This window comes from Microterricola viridarii, from assembly GCF_900104895.1.
GTDB classification, from domain to species: domain Bacteria; phylum Actinomycetota; class Actinomycetes; order Actinomycetales; family Microbacteriaceae; genus Microterricola; species Microterricola viridarii.
Genome location: NZ_LT629742.1, coordinates 344,921 through 358,177, shown reverse-complemented (window position 1 = coordinate 358,177; position 13,257 = coordinate 344,921). Strand labels below are relative to the sequence as shown.

At 71.7% G+C, this 13,257-nt stretch carries 16 protein-coding genes; 11 read left to right on the top strand and 5 right to left on the bottom strand.

Translation table 11 applies throughout. From position 1 onward, the window contains the following. Positions 1 to 2: 2 nt before the first annotated feature. Both BLT62_RS01640 and BLT62_RS01635 read left to right on the top strand, forming a co-directional pair. Positions 3 to 623: a response regulator gene (locus BLT62_RS01640; protein ID WP_083362490.1), complete on the top strand. Its 621-nt coding sequence runs from the start codon at positions 3 to 5 to the stop codon at positions 621 to 623. 44 nt (positions 624 to 667) lie between these two features. Further along, positions 668 to 1,111, top strand: coding sequence for a DUF2871 domain-containing protein (locus BLT62_RS01635; RefSeq protein WP_083362489.1), 444 nt, complete (start codon positions 668 to 670; stop codon positions 1,109 to 1,111). On the opposite strand, the gene BLT62_RS01630 is transcribed toward BLT62_RS01635, so the two are convergent. Then, entirely contained in the window at positions 1,108 to 2,592 is a 1,485-nt protein-coding gene (locus tag BLT62_RS01630; RefSeq protein ID WP_231919303.1) for an MFS transporter, read from the bottom strand. The genes BLT62_RS01635 and BLT62_RS01630 overlap by 4 nt on opposite strands. Positions 2,593 to 2,844: 252 nt before the next feature. On the opposite strand from BLT62_RS01630, the gene BLT62_RS01625 reads away from it, so the two are divergent. From BLT62_RS01625 to BLT62_RS01605, 5 genes are all read left to right on the top strand, one after another. Next, a complete protein-coding gene (locus BLT62_RS01625) occupies positions 2,845 to 3,681 on the top strand; it encodes a siderophore-interacting protein (RefSeq protein WP_083362487.1) in 837 nt (278 codons plus the stop codon). Between the two features lie 23 nt (positions 3,682 to 3,704). Continuing rightward, positions 3,705 to 4,826, top strand: coding sequence for a glycerate kinase (locus BLT62_RS01620; protein WP_083362486.1), 1,122 nt, complete (start codon positions 3,705 to 3,707; stop codon positions 4,824 to 4,826). 9 nt (positions 4,827 to 4,835) lie between these two features. Next, positions 4,836 to 5,504 (top strand): GAP family protein, encoded by a 669-nt coding sequence (locus tag BLT62_RS01615; RefSeq protein WP_083362485.1) that lies wholly within the window; start codon positions 4,836 to 4,838, stop codon positions 5,502 to 5,504. Positions 5,505 to 5,657: 153 nt separating this feature from the next. Further along, complete coding sequence (locus BLT62_RS01610) at positions 5,658 to 5,954, top strand: Dabb family protein (RefSeq protein WP_083362484.1); 297 nt, start codon at positions 5,658 to 5,660, stop codon at positions 5,952 to 5,954. Positions 5,955 to 6,056: 102 nt separating this feature from the next. Beyond that, the gene (locus tag BLT62_RS01605; protein WP_083362483.1) at positions 6,057 to 6,437 is read left to right on the top strand and encodes a YtxH domain-containing protein; all 381 of its coding nucleotides are present in this window, start codon (positions 6,057 to 6,059) and stop codon (positions 6,435 to 6,437) included. On the opposite strand, the gene BLT62_RS01600 is transcribed toward BLT62_RS01605, so the two are convergent. Together BLT62_RS01600 and BLT62_RS01595 are read right to left on the bottom strand one after the other, a co-directional pair. Beyond that, positions 6,434 to 7,948, bottom strand: coding sequence for a sensor histidine kinase (locus BLT62_RS01600; protein ID WP_083362482.1), 1,515 nt, complete (start codon positions 7,946 to 7,948; stop codon positions 6,434 to 6,436). The two genes, BLT62_RS01605 and BLT62_RS01600, sit on opposite strands and share 4 nt — an antisense overlap. Then, the gene (locus BLT62_RS01595; RefSeq protein ID WP_083362481.1) at positions 7,945 to 8,697 is read right to left on the bottom strand and encodes a response regulator transcription factor; all 753 of its coding nucleotides are present in this window, start codon (positions 8,695 to 8,697) and stop codon (positions 7,945 to 7,947) included. Before BLT62_RS01595 ends, BLT62_RS01600 begins: the two co-directional genes overlap by 4 nt. A 140-nt stretch (positions 8,698 to 8,837) precedes the next feature. Between BLT62_RS01595 and BLT62_RS01590 the strand changes: the two genes are divergently transcribed. From BLT62_RS01590 to BLT62_RS01580, 3 genes are all read left to right on the top strand, one after another. Continuing rightward, positions 8,838 to 9,563 (top strand): GNAT family N-acetyltransferase, encoded by a 726-nt coding sequence (locus BLT62_RS01590; protein ID WP_231919302.1) that lies wholly within the window; start codon positions 8,838 to 8,840, stop codon positions 9,561 to 9,563. Between the two features lie 288 nt (positions 9,564 to 9,851). Next, complete coding sequence (locus BLT62_RS01585; RefSeq protein WP_083362479.1) at positions 9,852 to 10,115, top strand: hypothetical protein; 264 nt, start codon at positions 9,852 to 9,854, stop codon at positions 10,113 to 10,115. Between the two features lie 108 nt (positions 10,116 to 10,223). Next, entirely contained in the window at positions 10,224 to 10,562 is a 339-nt protein-coding gene (locus BLT62_RS01580) for a DUF7882 family protein (RefSeq protein WP_083362478.1), read from the top strand. Positions 10,563 to 10,571: 9 nt separating this feature from the next. Here the strand turns inward: BLT62_RS01580 and BLT62_RS01575 are convergent, their stop codons facing one another. After that, positions 10,572 to 10,913 (bottom strand): DUF7882 family protein, encoded by a 342-nt coding sequence (locus tag BLT62_RS01575; RefSeq protein ID WP_083362477.1) that lies wholly within the window; start codon positions 10,911 to 10,913, stop codon positions 10,572 to 10,574. A gap of 53 nt (positions 10,914 to 10,966) precedes the next feature. Next, positions 10,967 to 11,179: a hypothetical protein gene (locus BLT62_RS17575; RefSeq protein ID WP_172829603.1), complete on the bottom strand. Its 213-nt coding sequence runs from the start codon at positions 11,177 to 11,179 to the stop codon at positions 10,967 to 10,969. Positions 11,180 to 11,356: 177 nt separating this feature from the next. Here BLT62_RS17575 and BLT62_RS01570 point away from each other — a divergent pair, with 177 nt between their 5' ends. Continuing rightward, a complete protein-coding gene (locus BLT62_RS01570; protein WP_172829602.1) occupies positions 11,357 to 13,207 on the top strand; it encodes a flotillin family protein in 1,851 nt (616 codons plus the stop codon). The last annotated feature ends 50 nt before the right edge of the window (positions 13,208 to 13,257 follow it).

Here is a 13,257-nt window from a genome sequence, read left to right as displayed (position 1 = left end):
GGATGGCGATCACGGTTCTGCTGGTGGATGACCACCCGGTGGTGCGCACCGGCCTGCGCGCGCTGTTCGACAACAGCGACGACGTGCAGGTCGTCGGCGAGGCGGCATCCGGCGAGGAGGCCATCGCCCTGGCCGAGCACCTGCACCCCGATGTCGTGCTCTGCGACCTGCGGCTCGGCGACGGCATCGACGGCGTCGAGACCACCGCGGCGCTGCGCGCCCAGCAGCCGGCGCCGGCGGTCATCATCCTCACCACCTTCGACCGCGACGTGGAGATCCTGCGCGCCATCGAGGCGGGGGCCGCCGGCTACCTGCTCAAGGATGTCTCGCCGGCCACCATCGTCTCCTCGCTCAAGGAGGCCGCCCGCGGCGGCATGGTGCTCGCCCCGGAGATGGCCAAGCGCGTCGTCGACGGCATGCGGCACCCCCGCCCCCGGCTCACCGAGCGCGAGATGGAGGTGCTGCGGCTGCTCGGCACCGGCGCCTCCAACCGCGAGATCGCCCGCGAGCTGTTCGTCACCGAGGCGACCGTGAAGACGCACCTCGTGCACCTGTTCAGCAAGCTCAACGTCGAGAGCCGCGCCAAGGCGGTCTCCGTCGCCCGGGAGACCGGCCTGCTCTGACCCCACGCCCCGAAGTGCTGCACCGACAGAATGGATGGAACACCATGACCAAGCTCTTCTACGCCGCATTCGTCTACATGGGGCTCGGCGTTGCGTCGGGCCTGTTCTACCGGGAGTTCACCAAGGCCAACGACTTCCCCGACGGCCAGTTCACCCAGCTCGGCCTGGTGCACACGCACCTGCTCGCCCTCGGCTTCATCGTGCTGCTGATCGTGCTGGCGCTGGAGAAGCTGTTCGGGATGTCGGAGAGCAAGCTGTTCCCATGGTTCTTCTGGACCTACAACGCCGGCGTGGTCATCACCTCGGCCATGATGGTCTGGCACGGCTCGCTGACCGTGCTCGGCCAGGAGTCAACGGCGATGATCGCCGGCATCGCCGGGATCGGCCACATCCTGCTCACCGTGGGCATGGTGCTGCTCTTCCTGGCGCTCCGCCCCGGCGTCCTGGCCCAGCAGGCCGCGAAGAAGGCCGTCCCGGCCGGCTCCTAGCCGACGTGCACGGCGGCCGATGCCTCGCCGAACGGCATCAGCTCTTCCTTGCGCCCGCGGATGAACACCGCGGCGATCACGGCACCGGCGAGCATCGCGACCGCAGCCGAGGCGAACACGACCGAGTAACCGGCGGTGAAGGCCGCGAGCGGCGCGGTGGGGTCCAGCTCCGCCTGCGCCGAGGCCGCCGTGGAGTAGAGGGCGGTGAACACCGCGAGCCCGATCGAGCCGCCGATCTGGCTGGCGGAGTTGGCCATGGCGGATGCCGCGCCGGCATCCTCGGGCGCAACGCCGATCAGGGCGAGGTTCTGCACCGGCACGAAGAGGTTCGCCATGCCGACGCCGAGGATCACCAGTCCGGGAAGCACCTGCGTGAAGTAGTTGCCGTCTGCCGTGATCCCGCTCAGCCAGAACAGTCCGACGGCGGCGATGAGCGGCCCGACGATCATCATCGGGCGCGGGCCGATCACAGGCAGCAGCTTGGTGATGAAGGGCACGCAGAACATGATGACGACGGTCATCGGCAGGGAGGCGACCCCGGCGGTGAGCGGCGAGAAGCCGAGCACGATCTGCAGGTGGAAGGCGAGGTAGACGGTGCCGCCGATCATGGCGCTGCCGATCACCGCCTGGATCAGGTAGGCCCCGCCGCGCACGCGGTGGAGCACGACGCGGAGCGGCAGCAGCGGCTGCGCCACCCGCGACTCGATCACGACGAACGCCGCGAGCAGCAGCACGCCGAGGGCGAGGAAGCCGATGGTGTCGAGCTCGGCCCAGCCGTGCTCGGCCAGGGTGAAGCCGTAGACGAGGGCGCCGAGGCCCAGCGTCACGGTGACCGCGCCGGCCCAGTCGTAGCGGTTCTCGCCCGGCGCCTTGGACTCGGTGACGAACAGCAGGCCGCCGATCAGCCCGGCGAGGACGAAGAAGACGTTGACGAGCAGGCACCAGCGCCAGTCGGCGAACTCGGTGAGCACGCCGCCGAGCAGCAGGCCGATCGCTGCGCCCGTGCCGGCGACGGTTCCGAAGATCGCGAAGGCGGTGTTGCGCTCCTTGCCGTGGGTGAAGGTGACCGTCAGCAGCGCGAGGGCCGCCGGGGCGAGCAGGGCGGCGAAGGCGCCCTGGAGACCGCGGGCGATGATCAGCTCCATACCGCTCTGGGCGACGCCGCCGAAGACGGATGCCGCGCCGAAGCCGAGCATGCCGACCATGAAGGTGCGCTTGCGGCCCCAGTAGTCGGCGATGCGCCCGCCGAGCAGCAGCAGGGCGCCGAACGCCAGGGCGTAGGCGGTGACCACCCACTGGCGCTGGCCGTCGGAGAGGCCGAGCTCCAGCTGCGCCTGCGGGAGGGCGATGTTGACGATGGTGCCGTCGAGCACGACGACGAGCTGGGTGAGCGAGAGCACGGCCAGCGCCCACCAGCGCTTCGCGTGCTGGGCGTCGACCGTGGGCACGGGCGCGGTCGCGGGCGAGGAAGAACGATACAAGGGAGAAACCTCCGGGCTTCGATGAACGAGGGGTGCCGGAGGTTTCAAGCCTCGGACCACGGGCCGCACGAGGGCGGGCACGTGACCACTTCGACCAGAGCTGCGGTCGAACAGATGATCGAGTTTACCAGCACGGCTGCCACGGGGCGGCCGCGCTGCCCGCACCGGCCGACCCGCCCCGGCCGGGCGGCCGTTCACCCGGCCGCCGCAACTGTGCCACATTGAGAGAACACCCCTTGGAAGGAAGCCGCCGTGCCGACCACCCATTTCACCGTCACCGGGACGTCGTGGATCACCCCCTCGCTCCGGCGCGTGCACCTGCACAGCGCCGACCTCTCCGCCTTCGCGGAGAGCGGCTTCGCCGACCGTTATGTGAAGCTCGTCTTCCCGAAGCCCGGCGTCGACTACGGCGACCAGGTCGATGTGCGCGCGCTGCGCGGCACCGTCGCCCCGGAGCTCCTGCCCGACGTCCGCACCTACACGGCGCTGTACCCCGATGTCGAGGCCGGCACGATGGCCATCGACTTCGTCGTGCACGGCGACGAGGGCATCGCCGGCCCGTGGGCGGCGCGGGCCGAGGTCGGCGACACCCTGATCGCCAACGGGCCGGGCGGCGCCTACCGGCCGAACCCGGAGGCGGACTGGCACCTGCTCGTCGGCGACGAGTCGGCCGTGCCGGCCGTCTCCGCCGCGCTGGAGGCGCTGCCCCAGGGCGCCGTGGCCCGGGTGGTGGTGCTCGTCGAGTCGGCCGCCCACGAGCCGGAGCTGCCGCTGCCCGCGAACGCGACGGTCACCTTCGTGCACCGCGACGGCGACACCGCGGAGGGCCTGCTCGAGGCCGCGGTGCGCGGCGTGGAGTGGCTGGACGGCCGCGTGCACGCCTTCGTGCACGGCGAGGCCGAGGAGGTCATGCGCGGCCTGCGCCCCTACCTGCGCACGGAGCGCGGTCTGGCCCGCGAGCAGCTCTCGATCTCTGGCTACTGGCGCCGCGGCCGCAGCGAGGACGGCTTCCGCGAGTGGAAGGCCGCCCTCGCCGAGGAGGACGGCGAGCCGCGCGAGCGCGGCGGCCGGCCCCGCGGAGGCCGGTAGGGTCGGAGCAGGAGGAGGGTGCCGTGACCGCTGAGACTGTCGTGATCGCCCCCGACTCGTTCAAGGGCACCCTGTCGGCCGCGGATGCCGCGCGCGCCCTCGCCGATGGCTGGGACTCCGTGCGCCCGGGCGACGAGCTACGGCTGATGCCGATGGCCGACGGCGGGGAGGGCACGCTCGACGCCTTCGCGATGGCGGTGCCGGGCGGCATCCGCATGCCCGTCACCGTGCAGGGGCCAGACAACCTTCCGGTGCAGGCGGAGTGGCTGCTGCTGCCGGGTGAGAACGGCGGCACCGGCGTCGTCGAGCTCGCCAACACGAGCGGGCTCACCCTGCTCGACCCGCTGCGCCCGCTGGACGCGCACACCCTCGGCTTCGGCCAGGCGATCGCGGCCGCCCTCGACCACGGCGTGCACCGCCTGCTGCTGGCGCTCGGCGGCAGCTCCTCCAGCGACGGCGGTGCCGGCGCGCTCACCGCCCTCGGCGCCTTCTTCACGGATGCCACCGGGCGTCCGATCCGGCTCGGCAACCGCGGCCTCGGCCAGCTGGCGCGGGCCCGCCTGGACGGGCTGCGCCCGCTGCCGCCCGGCGGGGCGCAGATCCTCTCCGACGTCGACAACCCGCTGCTCGGGCCGCGCGGCGCGGCCGCCGTGTTCGGCCCGCAGAAGGGCGCGAACCCCGACCAGGTCGAGGGCATCGAGTCCGGGCTGCGCCGACTGGCCCGGCTGCTGCCCGGCCGGACCGACACCCCCGGCGCGGGCGCTGCGGGCGGAACCGGCTTCGGCCTGCTGCACTGGGGCGCGACGATCCTGCCGGGCGCGGCGGCGGTCGGGCAGGCGATGCGGCTGCCCGATGCCGTGGCCGCGGCCTCCGTCGTCATCACCGGCGAGGGCCGCTTCGACAGCCAATCGGCGGCGGGCAAGGTGCCCGCTCACCTGGCCGGGCTCGCGGCGGATGCCGGCATCCCCGCCCTCCTCGTCGCGGGCGCGATCGAGGCCCAGAGCGGTGGCTTCGCCGGCGCCCTCTCGCTCACCGAGCTGGCCGGCTCCCCCGCCGCGGCTCTGGCCGAGCCGGCCCACTGGCTGCGCGAGGCCGGCCGGCGCCTGGCCCAGTCGCTCACGGACGAGCGGGCCGGCAGGCAGTAGCCTGCGACCATGTACGAAGTCTTGGGTGACATCATCCCGTTCGCGGTGGGCGTCGCCCTGAGCCCGCTCCCCGTCATCGCGGCCCTGCTGCTCGTGATGGCCCCGGTCGGGGCCCGCGGCGGGCTCGCGTTCCTCGCGGCCAGGCTGCTGGCCTTCGCGGCGCTGACCGCGGTGTTCGCCTGGGCCTCCGACCTCGTCGATGACGCCGCCGGCTCCACCGTGCCCGCGGCGATCGCGCGCCTGCTGCTCGGCGCCGCGCTCCTCGTCTGGGCGGTGCTCAAGTGGCGCGGGCGGCCGCGCGGCGACGCGGAAGGGAAGCTGCCCGGCTGGATGGCCTCGATTGACGGGATGGCGGCCGGCGCGGCCTTCCGCCTCGGGCTCCTGCTGACCGTGGTCAACCCGAAGGAGATCGCCTTCGCCGCCGGCGCCGGCTTCACGATCGGCGGGGCCTTCCTCGGCGCCGGCGAGATGGTGCTCGCCGGCGCGGTGTTCGTGGTGCTGGCCTGCGCGAGCGTCGCGGCGCCGGTGCTCACCGTGGCGATCGGCGGCGCGCGCACCGCGCCGGCGCTGGCCGAGGCGCGCAGCTGGCTGGTGCGCAACAACGCCGCCGTCTTGGCGATCGTGCTGTTGGTGCTCGGCGCCATGCTGATCGGCAGCGGCCTCTCCGGCCTGGGCTGAGCCCGGCCACCGATCACCGGTCACTGATCCCCGGTCACTGATCCCCGGTCACCGGCCCGGCCACCGGCCCGCTCGGGCCTCACTCGCCGAGCACGCGCTAGTCTCGAGCTGCGCGCGGGCGCCCGCGCCGACATCAGAGGAGACGAGAGCGCTGTGATCCAACACACCGTGAGCTTTGCCCTGCGCCACCCCGCCGGGTCCGCCGAGGAACGCGCATTCCTCGCGGATGCCGCCACGACCCTGGCCGCGATTCCCGGCGTCACCGGGTTCCGGGTCTCCCGTCAGCTGAGCCCGGCCAGTCCGCATCGCTTCCAGTTCTCGATGGACTTCGCCGACGAGCCCGCCTACGCCGCCTACAACGCCCACCCCGCCCACACCGCGTTCGTCGCGACGCGCTGGGTCCCCGAGGTTGAGTCGTTTCAAGAGCTGGATCTCGCGCCACTCCTCTGACCCCCGGGTCAGAAACCCCCTGCCGGAATCCGCAGATCGGGGTTAGCGTGTTTCGCATGGCCGTTTCGACCGACGCGGGCATCGGACGCACAAGGAGGAACCATGAGTTCGCCAAGCGATGACTTCAGCAATGCCCTCTCCGACGCGGTTGGCAAGGCCTCGGACAAGGCCGAGGACGCCGTGGACGCCGCCAAGGACAAGGCCGGCGACTTGGCAGACAGCGCCAAGCGCAAAGCCGACGACCTGGCCGACAGCGCCAAGCGCAAAGCCGACGACCTCGCCGACAGCGCCAAGCGCAAGGCCGATGACGTGTACGACCAGGTCAGGAAGACCGTCGGCGGCGCGGGCGGCAACGACGTGATCGACGACACGGCCGGGTTCCTCCGCCGTCAGATGCGGGACCGCCCGTGGGTCGTCGTCGGGGCGGCGGCACTGGTCGCCTTCGCCTTGGGCGTCTCGGTGGCCGGCAAGGGCAAGGACTAGGCGCGAGCCGGGGCGGCCGGATCGCCGGCCCCCGGCAACCGCACCGAGAACACGGCCCCGGCCGCGCTGGACGATGCCGTGATCACGCCGCCGTGCGCCTCGACGATGGAGTGGGCGATCGCCAGCCCCAGGCCGGTCCCGCCCGCCGCGCGCGTCCGCGCCGTGTCGGCGCGCGCGAACCGCTCGAAGAGCACTGGGATGAGGGCGCTGTCGATGCCCGGGCCCGTGTCACGCACCGTGAGCAGGATGGCGGATGCCCCGTCCGCCCGGATCCCGGCCGTGACCGTCGTGCCGGCCGGCGTGTGCAGCGCGGCGTTGGAGAGCAGGTTGACCACCAGCTGGTGCAGGCGCTCCCTGTCGCCGAGGACGATGACCGGGTACTCCGGCACCTCACTGCGCCACGCGTGCTCCGGGCTGCTGGCGCGGGCGTCGTTCACCGCCGTGTCCACGAGGTCGGCCAGGTCGACCTCCTCGATCTGCAGGTCGTGCCCCTCGTCCAGCCGGGCCAGCAGCAGCAGCTGCGACACCAGCGAGCTCATCCGCTTCGCCTCCGACTCGATGCGCGCCAGCGAGTACTCCGTGGTCTCCGGCAGCAGCTCGCTCTCCTGCCGGGTGAGCTCCGCGTAGCCCTGGATCGCCGCCAGCGGGGTGCGCAGCTCGTGGCTGGCATCGGTGACGAAGCGGCGCATGCGCCGGTCGGCCGCCGCGCGGGCGACGAGGGCGTCGTCGACGTGGTCGAGCAGGCTGTTCATCGCCGCACCCAGCTGCCCGATGTCGCTGCGCGGGTCGGCATCTGCGGCGTCAACCCGCACCGCGATGCCGCCGTCGCCGGAGGCCAGCGGGGTTCTGCTCACCGTCTCGGCTACCTCGACGACCCGCTCCATCGAGCGGAACAGCAGCTTGCCGAGGATGGCGGCGCTGGCCACCGCCGCGGCGAGCGCGAGCAGCGCCACGAGCACGTTCGTGGCCACCTGGCCGGCCTCGGCCGCGTCGGAGAAGGCCAGCGGCACGGCCGCGACGAGGTACTCCCCCGGCGCGCTGGATGCCACGGCCACCCGGTAGTGCCCGAGCGAGGGGATGTCGATCTCTCTGGTGCCCTCCCCGGCGGCCGCGGCAGCCGCCACCGCCTGCGTCTGCTCGGTGGAGAGCGCCTCGCCGCCGGAATCGCCGAAGCGGCTGGCATCGATGACCTCGCCGTCCTGCACGATGGCGATGAGCGTGTTGGTGGACTGCCCGACGAAGTCGGTCAGCGGCTTGCCGAAGCCCTTGGCCACCTCCTGCGGGGTCTCCAGTTCCGGCCCGCGCGTGTCATTGCCGCGGTATTTGTCGACGGAGTGCTCCAGCGCCGACATCGAGGCCGTGAGCTGGGCGCCGACAACCGCCTGCACCGTGTTGCCCAGCGAGATGCTGGCGACCACGATCACGGCCAGCAGTGCGGCGCCGAGCACCGCGGCAGTGCCGGCCACGAGCTGGGCGCGCAGGCTCCACCGCCGGCGGCTGGGCGCGCTCATTCGGTCGGCCTGAGCAGGTAGCCGACACCGCGCACCGTGTGCAGCATGGCGGGCCGGCCGGCGTCGAGCTTCTTGCGCAGGTACGAGACGTAGAGGTCGACGATGCTGGCGCGACCGGAGAAGTCGTAGTTCCAGACGTTCTCGAGGATCTGGGTGCGGGTGAGCGCCCGCCGCGGGTTGCGCATGAAGAATCGCAGCAGCTCGAACTCGGTCGTGGTCAGAGCGATCGGCCGGTCATCGCGGGTCACCTCGTAGCTGCGCTCGTCGAGCACGAGGGTACCGACCACCAGCACCTCCCCGTCGGCCGAGACCGCCTCGGCCGCCCGCCTGAGCAGGCCGCGCAGGCGGGCCACCAGCTCCTCGAGGCTGAACGGCTTGGTCATGTAGTCGTCGCCGCCGGCGGTCAGGCCGATGATCCGGTCGTCGATGGAGTCCCGGGCCGTGAGGAAGAGGGTCGGCGTGCCGTGGCCGAGTTCGCGGATGCGGCGGAGCACCTCGAGCCCGTCGGTGTCCGGCAGCATGATGTCGAGCACGACCACGTCCGGCACATTGCCGCGGTAGCGCGCCAGGGCGTCTTGGCCGTTCTCGGCCACGTCCACCAGCCAGCCCTCATAGCCGAGGGCCAGGCTGACGAGGCTGGTCAGGGAGGGCTCGTCGTCGACGAGCAGCACCCGAATCGGGCTGCCGTCGGCGCGGTGCAGGCGCGGCAGGCGCGCCAAGACGGCGCGTCGGCGGGCCGTCGCCGTCACCGGCGACGAGCTGCTGCCTGCTTCATCCACGTCTCATTATCCGCACAGCCCCGGCTGCACGACGGCGCAGACATTCGATTCATAGAAGCTTCAAATAAAGCCATGTCCGGGCCATAGCGACACCGTCTAGCGTGTGCGCCATGACACTCAGCCCGCCCCGGAGCGCCGGCGCACCCCCCGACAGCCGGCCGTGGGGCGCCACCCTGCCCAGCCTGCAGCTCTCGGAGCGCGACGTGCTTGCTCCTCGGCGGATGCCGGTGGCGCTCGCGCCGTGGATCAGCACGGATCGCCTGCTGCTGCGCCCCCACAGCCCGCGCGACGCCGAGGCCTGGTTCCGCATCCAGTCGGACCCGGAGACGGTGCGCTACCTCGCCTGGCCGCCGCGCAGCCGCGAGGAGTCGCGCACGCATTTGGCCAAGCGCACCACGCACACCGTGCTCGAGCACGCCGACGACTTCCTCGCGCTGGCGGTGGAGCGTGACGGCGTGCTGATCGGCGACGTCTCGATGCACCTGCGGGTGGTGGCGGCCGCGGAGCGCGAGGTGGAGGCGGGCTGGCTGCTTGACCGGCACCAGGCCGGCCGCGGCTACGCCTTCGAGGCGGCCGGCGCCCTGCTCAGCTTCGCGTTCACGGAGGTGCGGGCGCGGCGCGCCTCAGCCGTCATCCACGAGCACAACGTCCGCTCTCTGGCGCTGGCCGAGCGGCTCGGCTTCGAGCGGTGGTCCCGGCGAGATGGCCGCTGGCGCCTCGTCGTCACGGAGCCCATGCTGCAGCGCGCGCTCGCGAACCGGCGAGGCCACGTTCGAGCCACTCGACGCGAGGATGCGCAACGAAATCCGAATGAAATTTCGATAACACACAGGTGAATCTCAGCTGAATCTCTCGACGATCGCGCGAATTGAGACGAATCACTCACACCCTGTTCAAACTCCTTCTCCACAACCCATTCCACATGCAGCGCCTCACAGTTCCCGGGTTTTCGTACCCAATTCCACAGGGTTGTCCACAGGCTGTGGATTGGAGGAAACTACGAAAAACCTAGGATTCCGGCCGGGATCGGCTCGCGCCGGAATTCGGCAGGACCCTATCCAATCTCCGCCGACTCGCCTAGCGTAGAAGTCGCGAAAGACGCACAGCGCGAGGAGTTGAGTATCGTGTCCGATCCAGCCGCAGCAGCCGTCACGCCTGCCCCGGGTTTCGCCGCAGCCGACCCGGATTCCCCGACGGAGGCCGAGCAGGTGGCGAGCATCATCGCCCAGACCAGCGCCGATCTCACCGGTCGCCCCGAGGCGGTTGTCGAGGCCGAGCTGGTGGCGCGCTTCAGCAGCGCCGGGCTCGACTTCTCACTCGTCGAGGCCCGCCGCGTGGCGCACGACATCTCCAACGCTCCGCGCCTGCGCGACACCATCGACGACTGAGTCGCCCGGCACGACCGGCCCGCCCCTGCTCCGGGGCGCTGCGCTCGTGCCGACGCGATTTTTCCTCATGTGCTGGATATCGGCCGCCGCAGGGTTCATGCTGGGCGGGTGGGCGAGATCATCTACGGAGCCGGCGAGAGCTATGAGTTCGATGACCGCGCGCTGGCCCATGTCCAGGAGGCGGTCGGGGCGAAGCTGCGCCGGCAGGAGGCCTTCTATCTGAGCTGGCGGCAGCCAGACGGCACCCCGGAGCAGCGGGTCAGCCTCTGGCTCGCGCCCTCGATTGCCCTGCAGTTCCACTATCTCGGCAGCCGCACCCCCACCCTCAACCCCTCCTGGCTGCGGGCCATGGAGCTGTCGGCGACCGGCGATGGCGGCATGTTCGTGCTCGACGAGCAGGACGCCGAGGCGTATCTCGCCTCCCGCCGGCGTCCAGAGGTGATCTAGGCGCTGCCCTCAGGGGGTCAGCAGGGTCGGCGGGTGGTCGCGGATGTAGTCGTCGGCCTCGTTCTCCGGCAGCACCACCATGCCGCGGTCGCTCATCGCGGTCATCTCCAGCGCCTTCACCCAGACGCGGTTCAGTTGTGGGGCCGTCGGGGTCGAGAAGTGGAACTGCAGCGGGATCGCGGGCGACAGCCAGATGCTGACGCGCCCGGACCCGGCCGAGGACGGAATCACCCAGCTCAGGTAGAACGACTCCTGGCGGCGGAGTTTTCCGCCGACGGCGATCTTGACATGGGCGAGCGTGCGATCGTCCATCTCGTATTTCGTTCCCGCGCCGTACACCAGGGATCCCATGAGTACAGCATGCGTCCTGCCGCCCGAAAAGGCGAGGCACGCCGCCGGGCAGCTCAGTCGACCGCTTCGCCCTGCGTCCTGATGAACTCCTTCTCTGCCGCGGTCAACAGCCACTCCACCTCTGCGATCTCCTGCCCGACGATCTCGCCGATCTGGGCCCTCGTCCTGGCACCCAGCGCGGCATCGAGGTCAGCCTGGATCTCATGCTTGCAGTCCGCGTCCAACAGGGGCCACCAGCGCTCGATCGCCACTATCCGCTCACTCATCTCGCCACCTCCTCCCCCGCATCACACTCCCCCACACCAAGGCTGTCACGTCCCTCCGGCGAGCGACAGCCCCTCCGGGCAGCTCGCGCCCGGCGGTTTTTGCTGAGAAGATGCGAGGGAACGTGCCGGGGGCCACGCTCGCCGTCGTCCCGGCCCTCTCCCACCGAAAGGACCCCCGTGTTCGACTTCTGGTTCGGCCCCATTCCGGGCATCATCGGCGCCGTCGTCTTCGTGCTGATCATCGCCCTTATCTACAGCAAGACCCTGTACAAGAATGCCGGCCCAGACGAAGCCCTGATCATCACCGGTAAGCGGTCGAAGAAGACCATCGTCGACGGGCAGGCGCGCGAGACATCCGGCCAGCGCATCGTCGTTGGCCAGGGCGTCTTCATCACCCCGTTCTTCCAGAAGGTGCACAAGCTCGAGCTGCGCTCGCGCGCCATCGAGGTGACGGCCCTCGCCCAGGACCGCAACGGTGTCACGATCACCGTGGACGCGGTCGCCATCGTCAAGGTCGGCGAGGAGCACGGCTCGATCCTGGCCGCCGCCCAGCGCTTCCTCGGCCAGGACAAGAACATCGACTCCTTCGCCCAGGAGGTGCTCTCCGGCTCGCTGCGCGCCTCGATCGGCGCCACCGACGTGATGACGATCATCCAGCGTCGCGACGAGCTCGGCGCGACGGTGCTCTCCACCGCCCGCGAGTCGCTCGCCAATCAGGGCCTGGACGTCGACTCCTTCGAGATCAAGGGCATCACCGACGACAACAACTACATCAACGACATCGGTCGCGCGGAGCAGGCCAAGGTGCGCGCCGCCGCCGAGGTGGCCGAGGCCGCCTCGCAGCGCGAGGCCCGCCAGGCCGCCATCGCCGCCGAGCAGGCCGTCGCAGAGGCGGAGGCCACGCTGGCCCTGCGCCGGGCCGCGCTCAAGCTCGACACCGACCGCGCCGCCGCCGAGTCCGAGGCGGCCCGCCCGCTGGCCGAGGCGACCGCGCAGCAGAACATCATCCAGCAGCAGGAGCTCACCGCGCAGAAGCGCGCGCAGCTGAAGAAGGCCGAGCTGGAGTCCGAGGTGAACGCGGTGGCGGATGCCGAGAGCTACCGGATCCGGGTCACCGCCGAGGCCGAGGCCGCCGCGGCGGTCGCCGCCGCCAACTCCTCGCGTGACTCCCGAGTCGCCGCGGCCGAGGCCGTGCGCGTGGAGGGCGAGGCGGAGGCCGGCGCCATCCTGGCTCGCGGAAAGGCAGAGGCCGAGGCGACGCGCCTGTCGGCCGAGGCCCTCGCCCAGCAGTCCGATGCACTGATCCAGCTGCGCATGATCGAGTCGCTGCCGCTGATCGCCCACGAGCTGGCCGCCCCGATGGGCAACATCGACCAGCTCACCGTCATCTCCAACGACGGCGCATCGCAGCTGTCCAAGAACGTGGCGAGCGGCTTCAGCGAGGTCGACGCCGTGCTCAAGTCCACGATGGGTGTCGGCGTGCGCGACCTGCTGAGCTCCGTGGTCAGCGGCGCCGTCGGCGGCGCGGCGGGCGGCGCCCTCACCGCCGGGCGCGGCCGGGCCGAGTCCGTCGGCACGGTCACCGCGAAGAAGCAGGCTCCGGCTGCCCCGGCGCCCGCCCGCGCAGAACCCGAGCTGGTCGCGCCCGAGCTGGTCACACAGCCGCGCACCCCCGCCGCCCCGAAGGCGGCCCCGGCTCAGGCAGCGACCCCGGCGCAGGCCCCCGCCGCGGCTCCGGCAGCGGCTCCGGCCCCGGTGGCCACGCCGGTTGCGGCCGCGGCGCCCTTTGCGGCGCCCGTCGCGCCGACATCCGCGCCCGCATCGGCTCCCGTCGACCCCGTGGTTGCGCAGGCGATCGCCGCGGCCGAGACCGTCGTGGCCCAGCAGGTGCAGGCGACCGGCAGCGCCCCGGCGCCGACCCGTGCGACGCTGGACGCCTTCGCCGCCGAGCACGGCATCGACCCGGTTCTGGCCGGCCAGATCCTCAACCGGGTGAGCGCCAAATTCAAGGCCGGCCGCGCGAAGTAGCGGCCACCGGAACGCAGGAGGCGGCGCTCCCACCGGGAGCGCCGCCTCCT

Coding starts and splice junctions, on each gene's coding strand:
- BLT62_RS01640 (WP_083362490.1), top strand. CDS start 3: ATGGCGATCACGGTTCTGCTGGTGGATGACCACCCGGTGGTGCGCACC.
- BLT62_RS01635 (WP_083362489.1), top strand. CDS start 668: ATGACCAAGCTCTTCTACGCCGCATTCGTCTACATGGGGCTCGGCGTT.
- BLT62_RS01615 (WP_083362485.1), top strand. CDS start 4,836: ATGTACGAAGTCTTGGGTGACATCATCCCGTTCGCGGTGGGCGTCGCC.
- BLT62_RS01605 (WP_083362483.1), top strand. CDS start 6,057: ATGAGTTCGCCAAGCGATGACTTCAGCAATGCCCTCTCCGACGCGGTT.
- BLT62_RS01600 (WP_083362482.1), bottom strand. CDS start 7,948: ATGAGCGCGCCCAGCCGCCGGCGGTGGAGCCTGCGCGCCCAGCTCGTG.
- BLT62_RS01590 (WP_231919302.1), top strand. CDS start 8,838: ATGACACTCAGCCCGCCCCGGAGCGCCGGCGCACCCCCCGACAGCCGG.
- BLT62_RS01575 (WP_083362477.1), bottom strand. CDS start 10,913: ATGGGATCCCTGGTGTACGGCGCGGGAACGAAATACGAGATGGACGAT.
- BLT62_RS17575 (WP_172829603.1), bottom strand. CDS start 11,179: ATGAGTGAGCGGATAGTGGCGATCGAGCGCTGGTGGCCCCTGTTGGAC.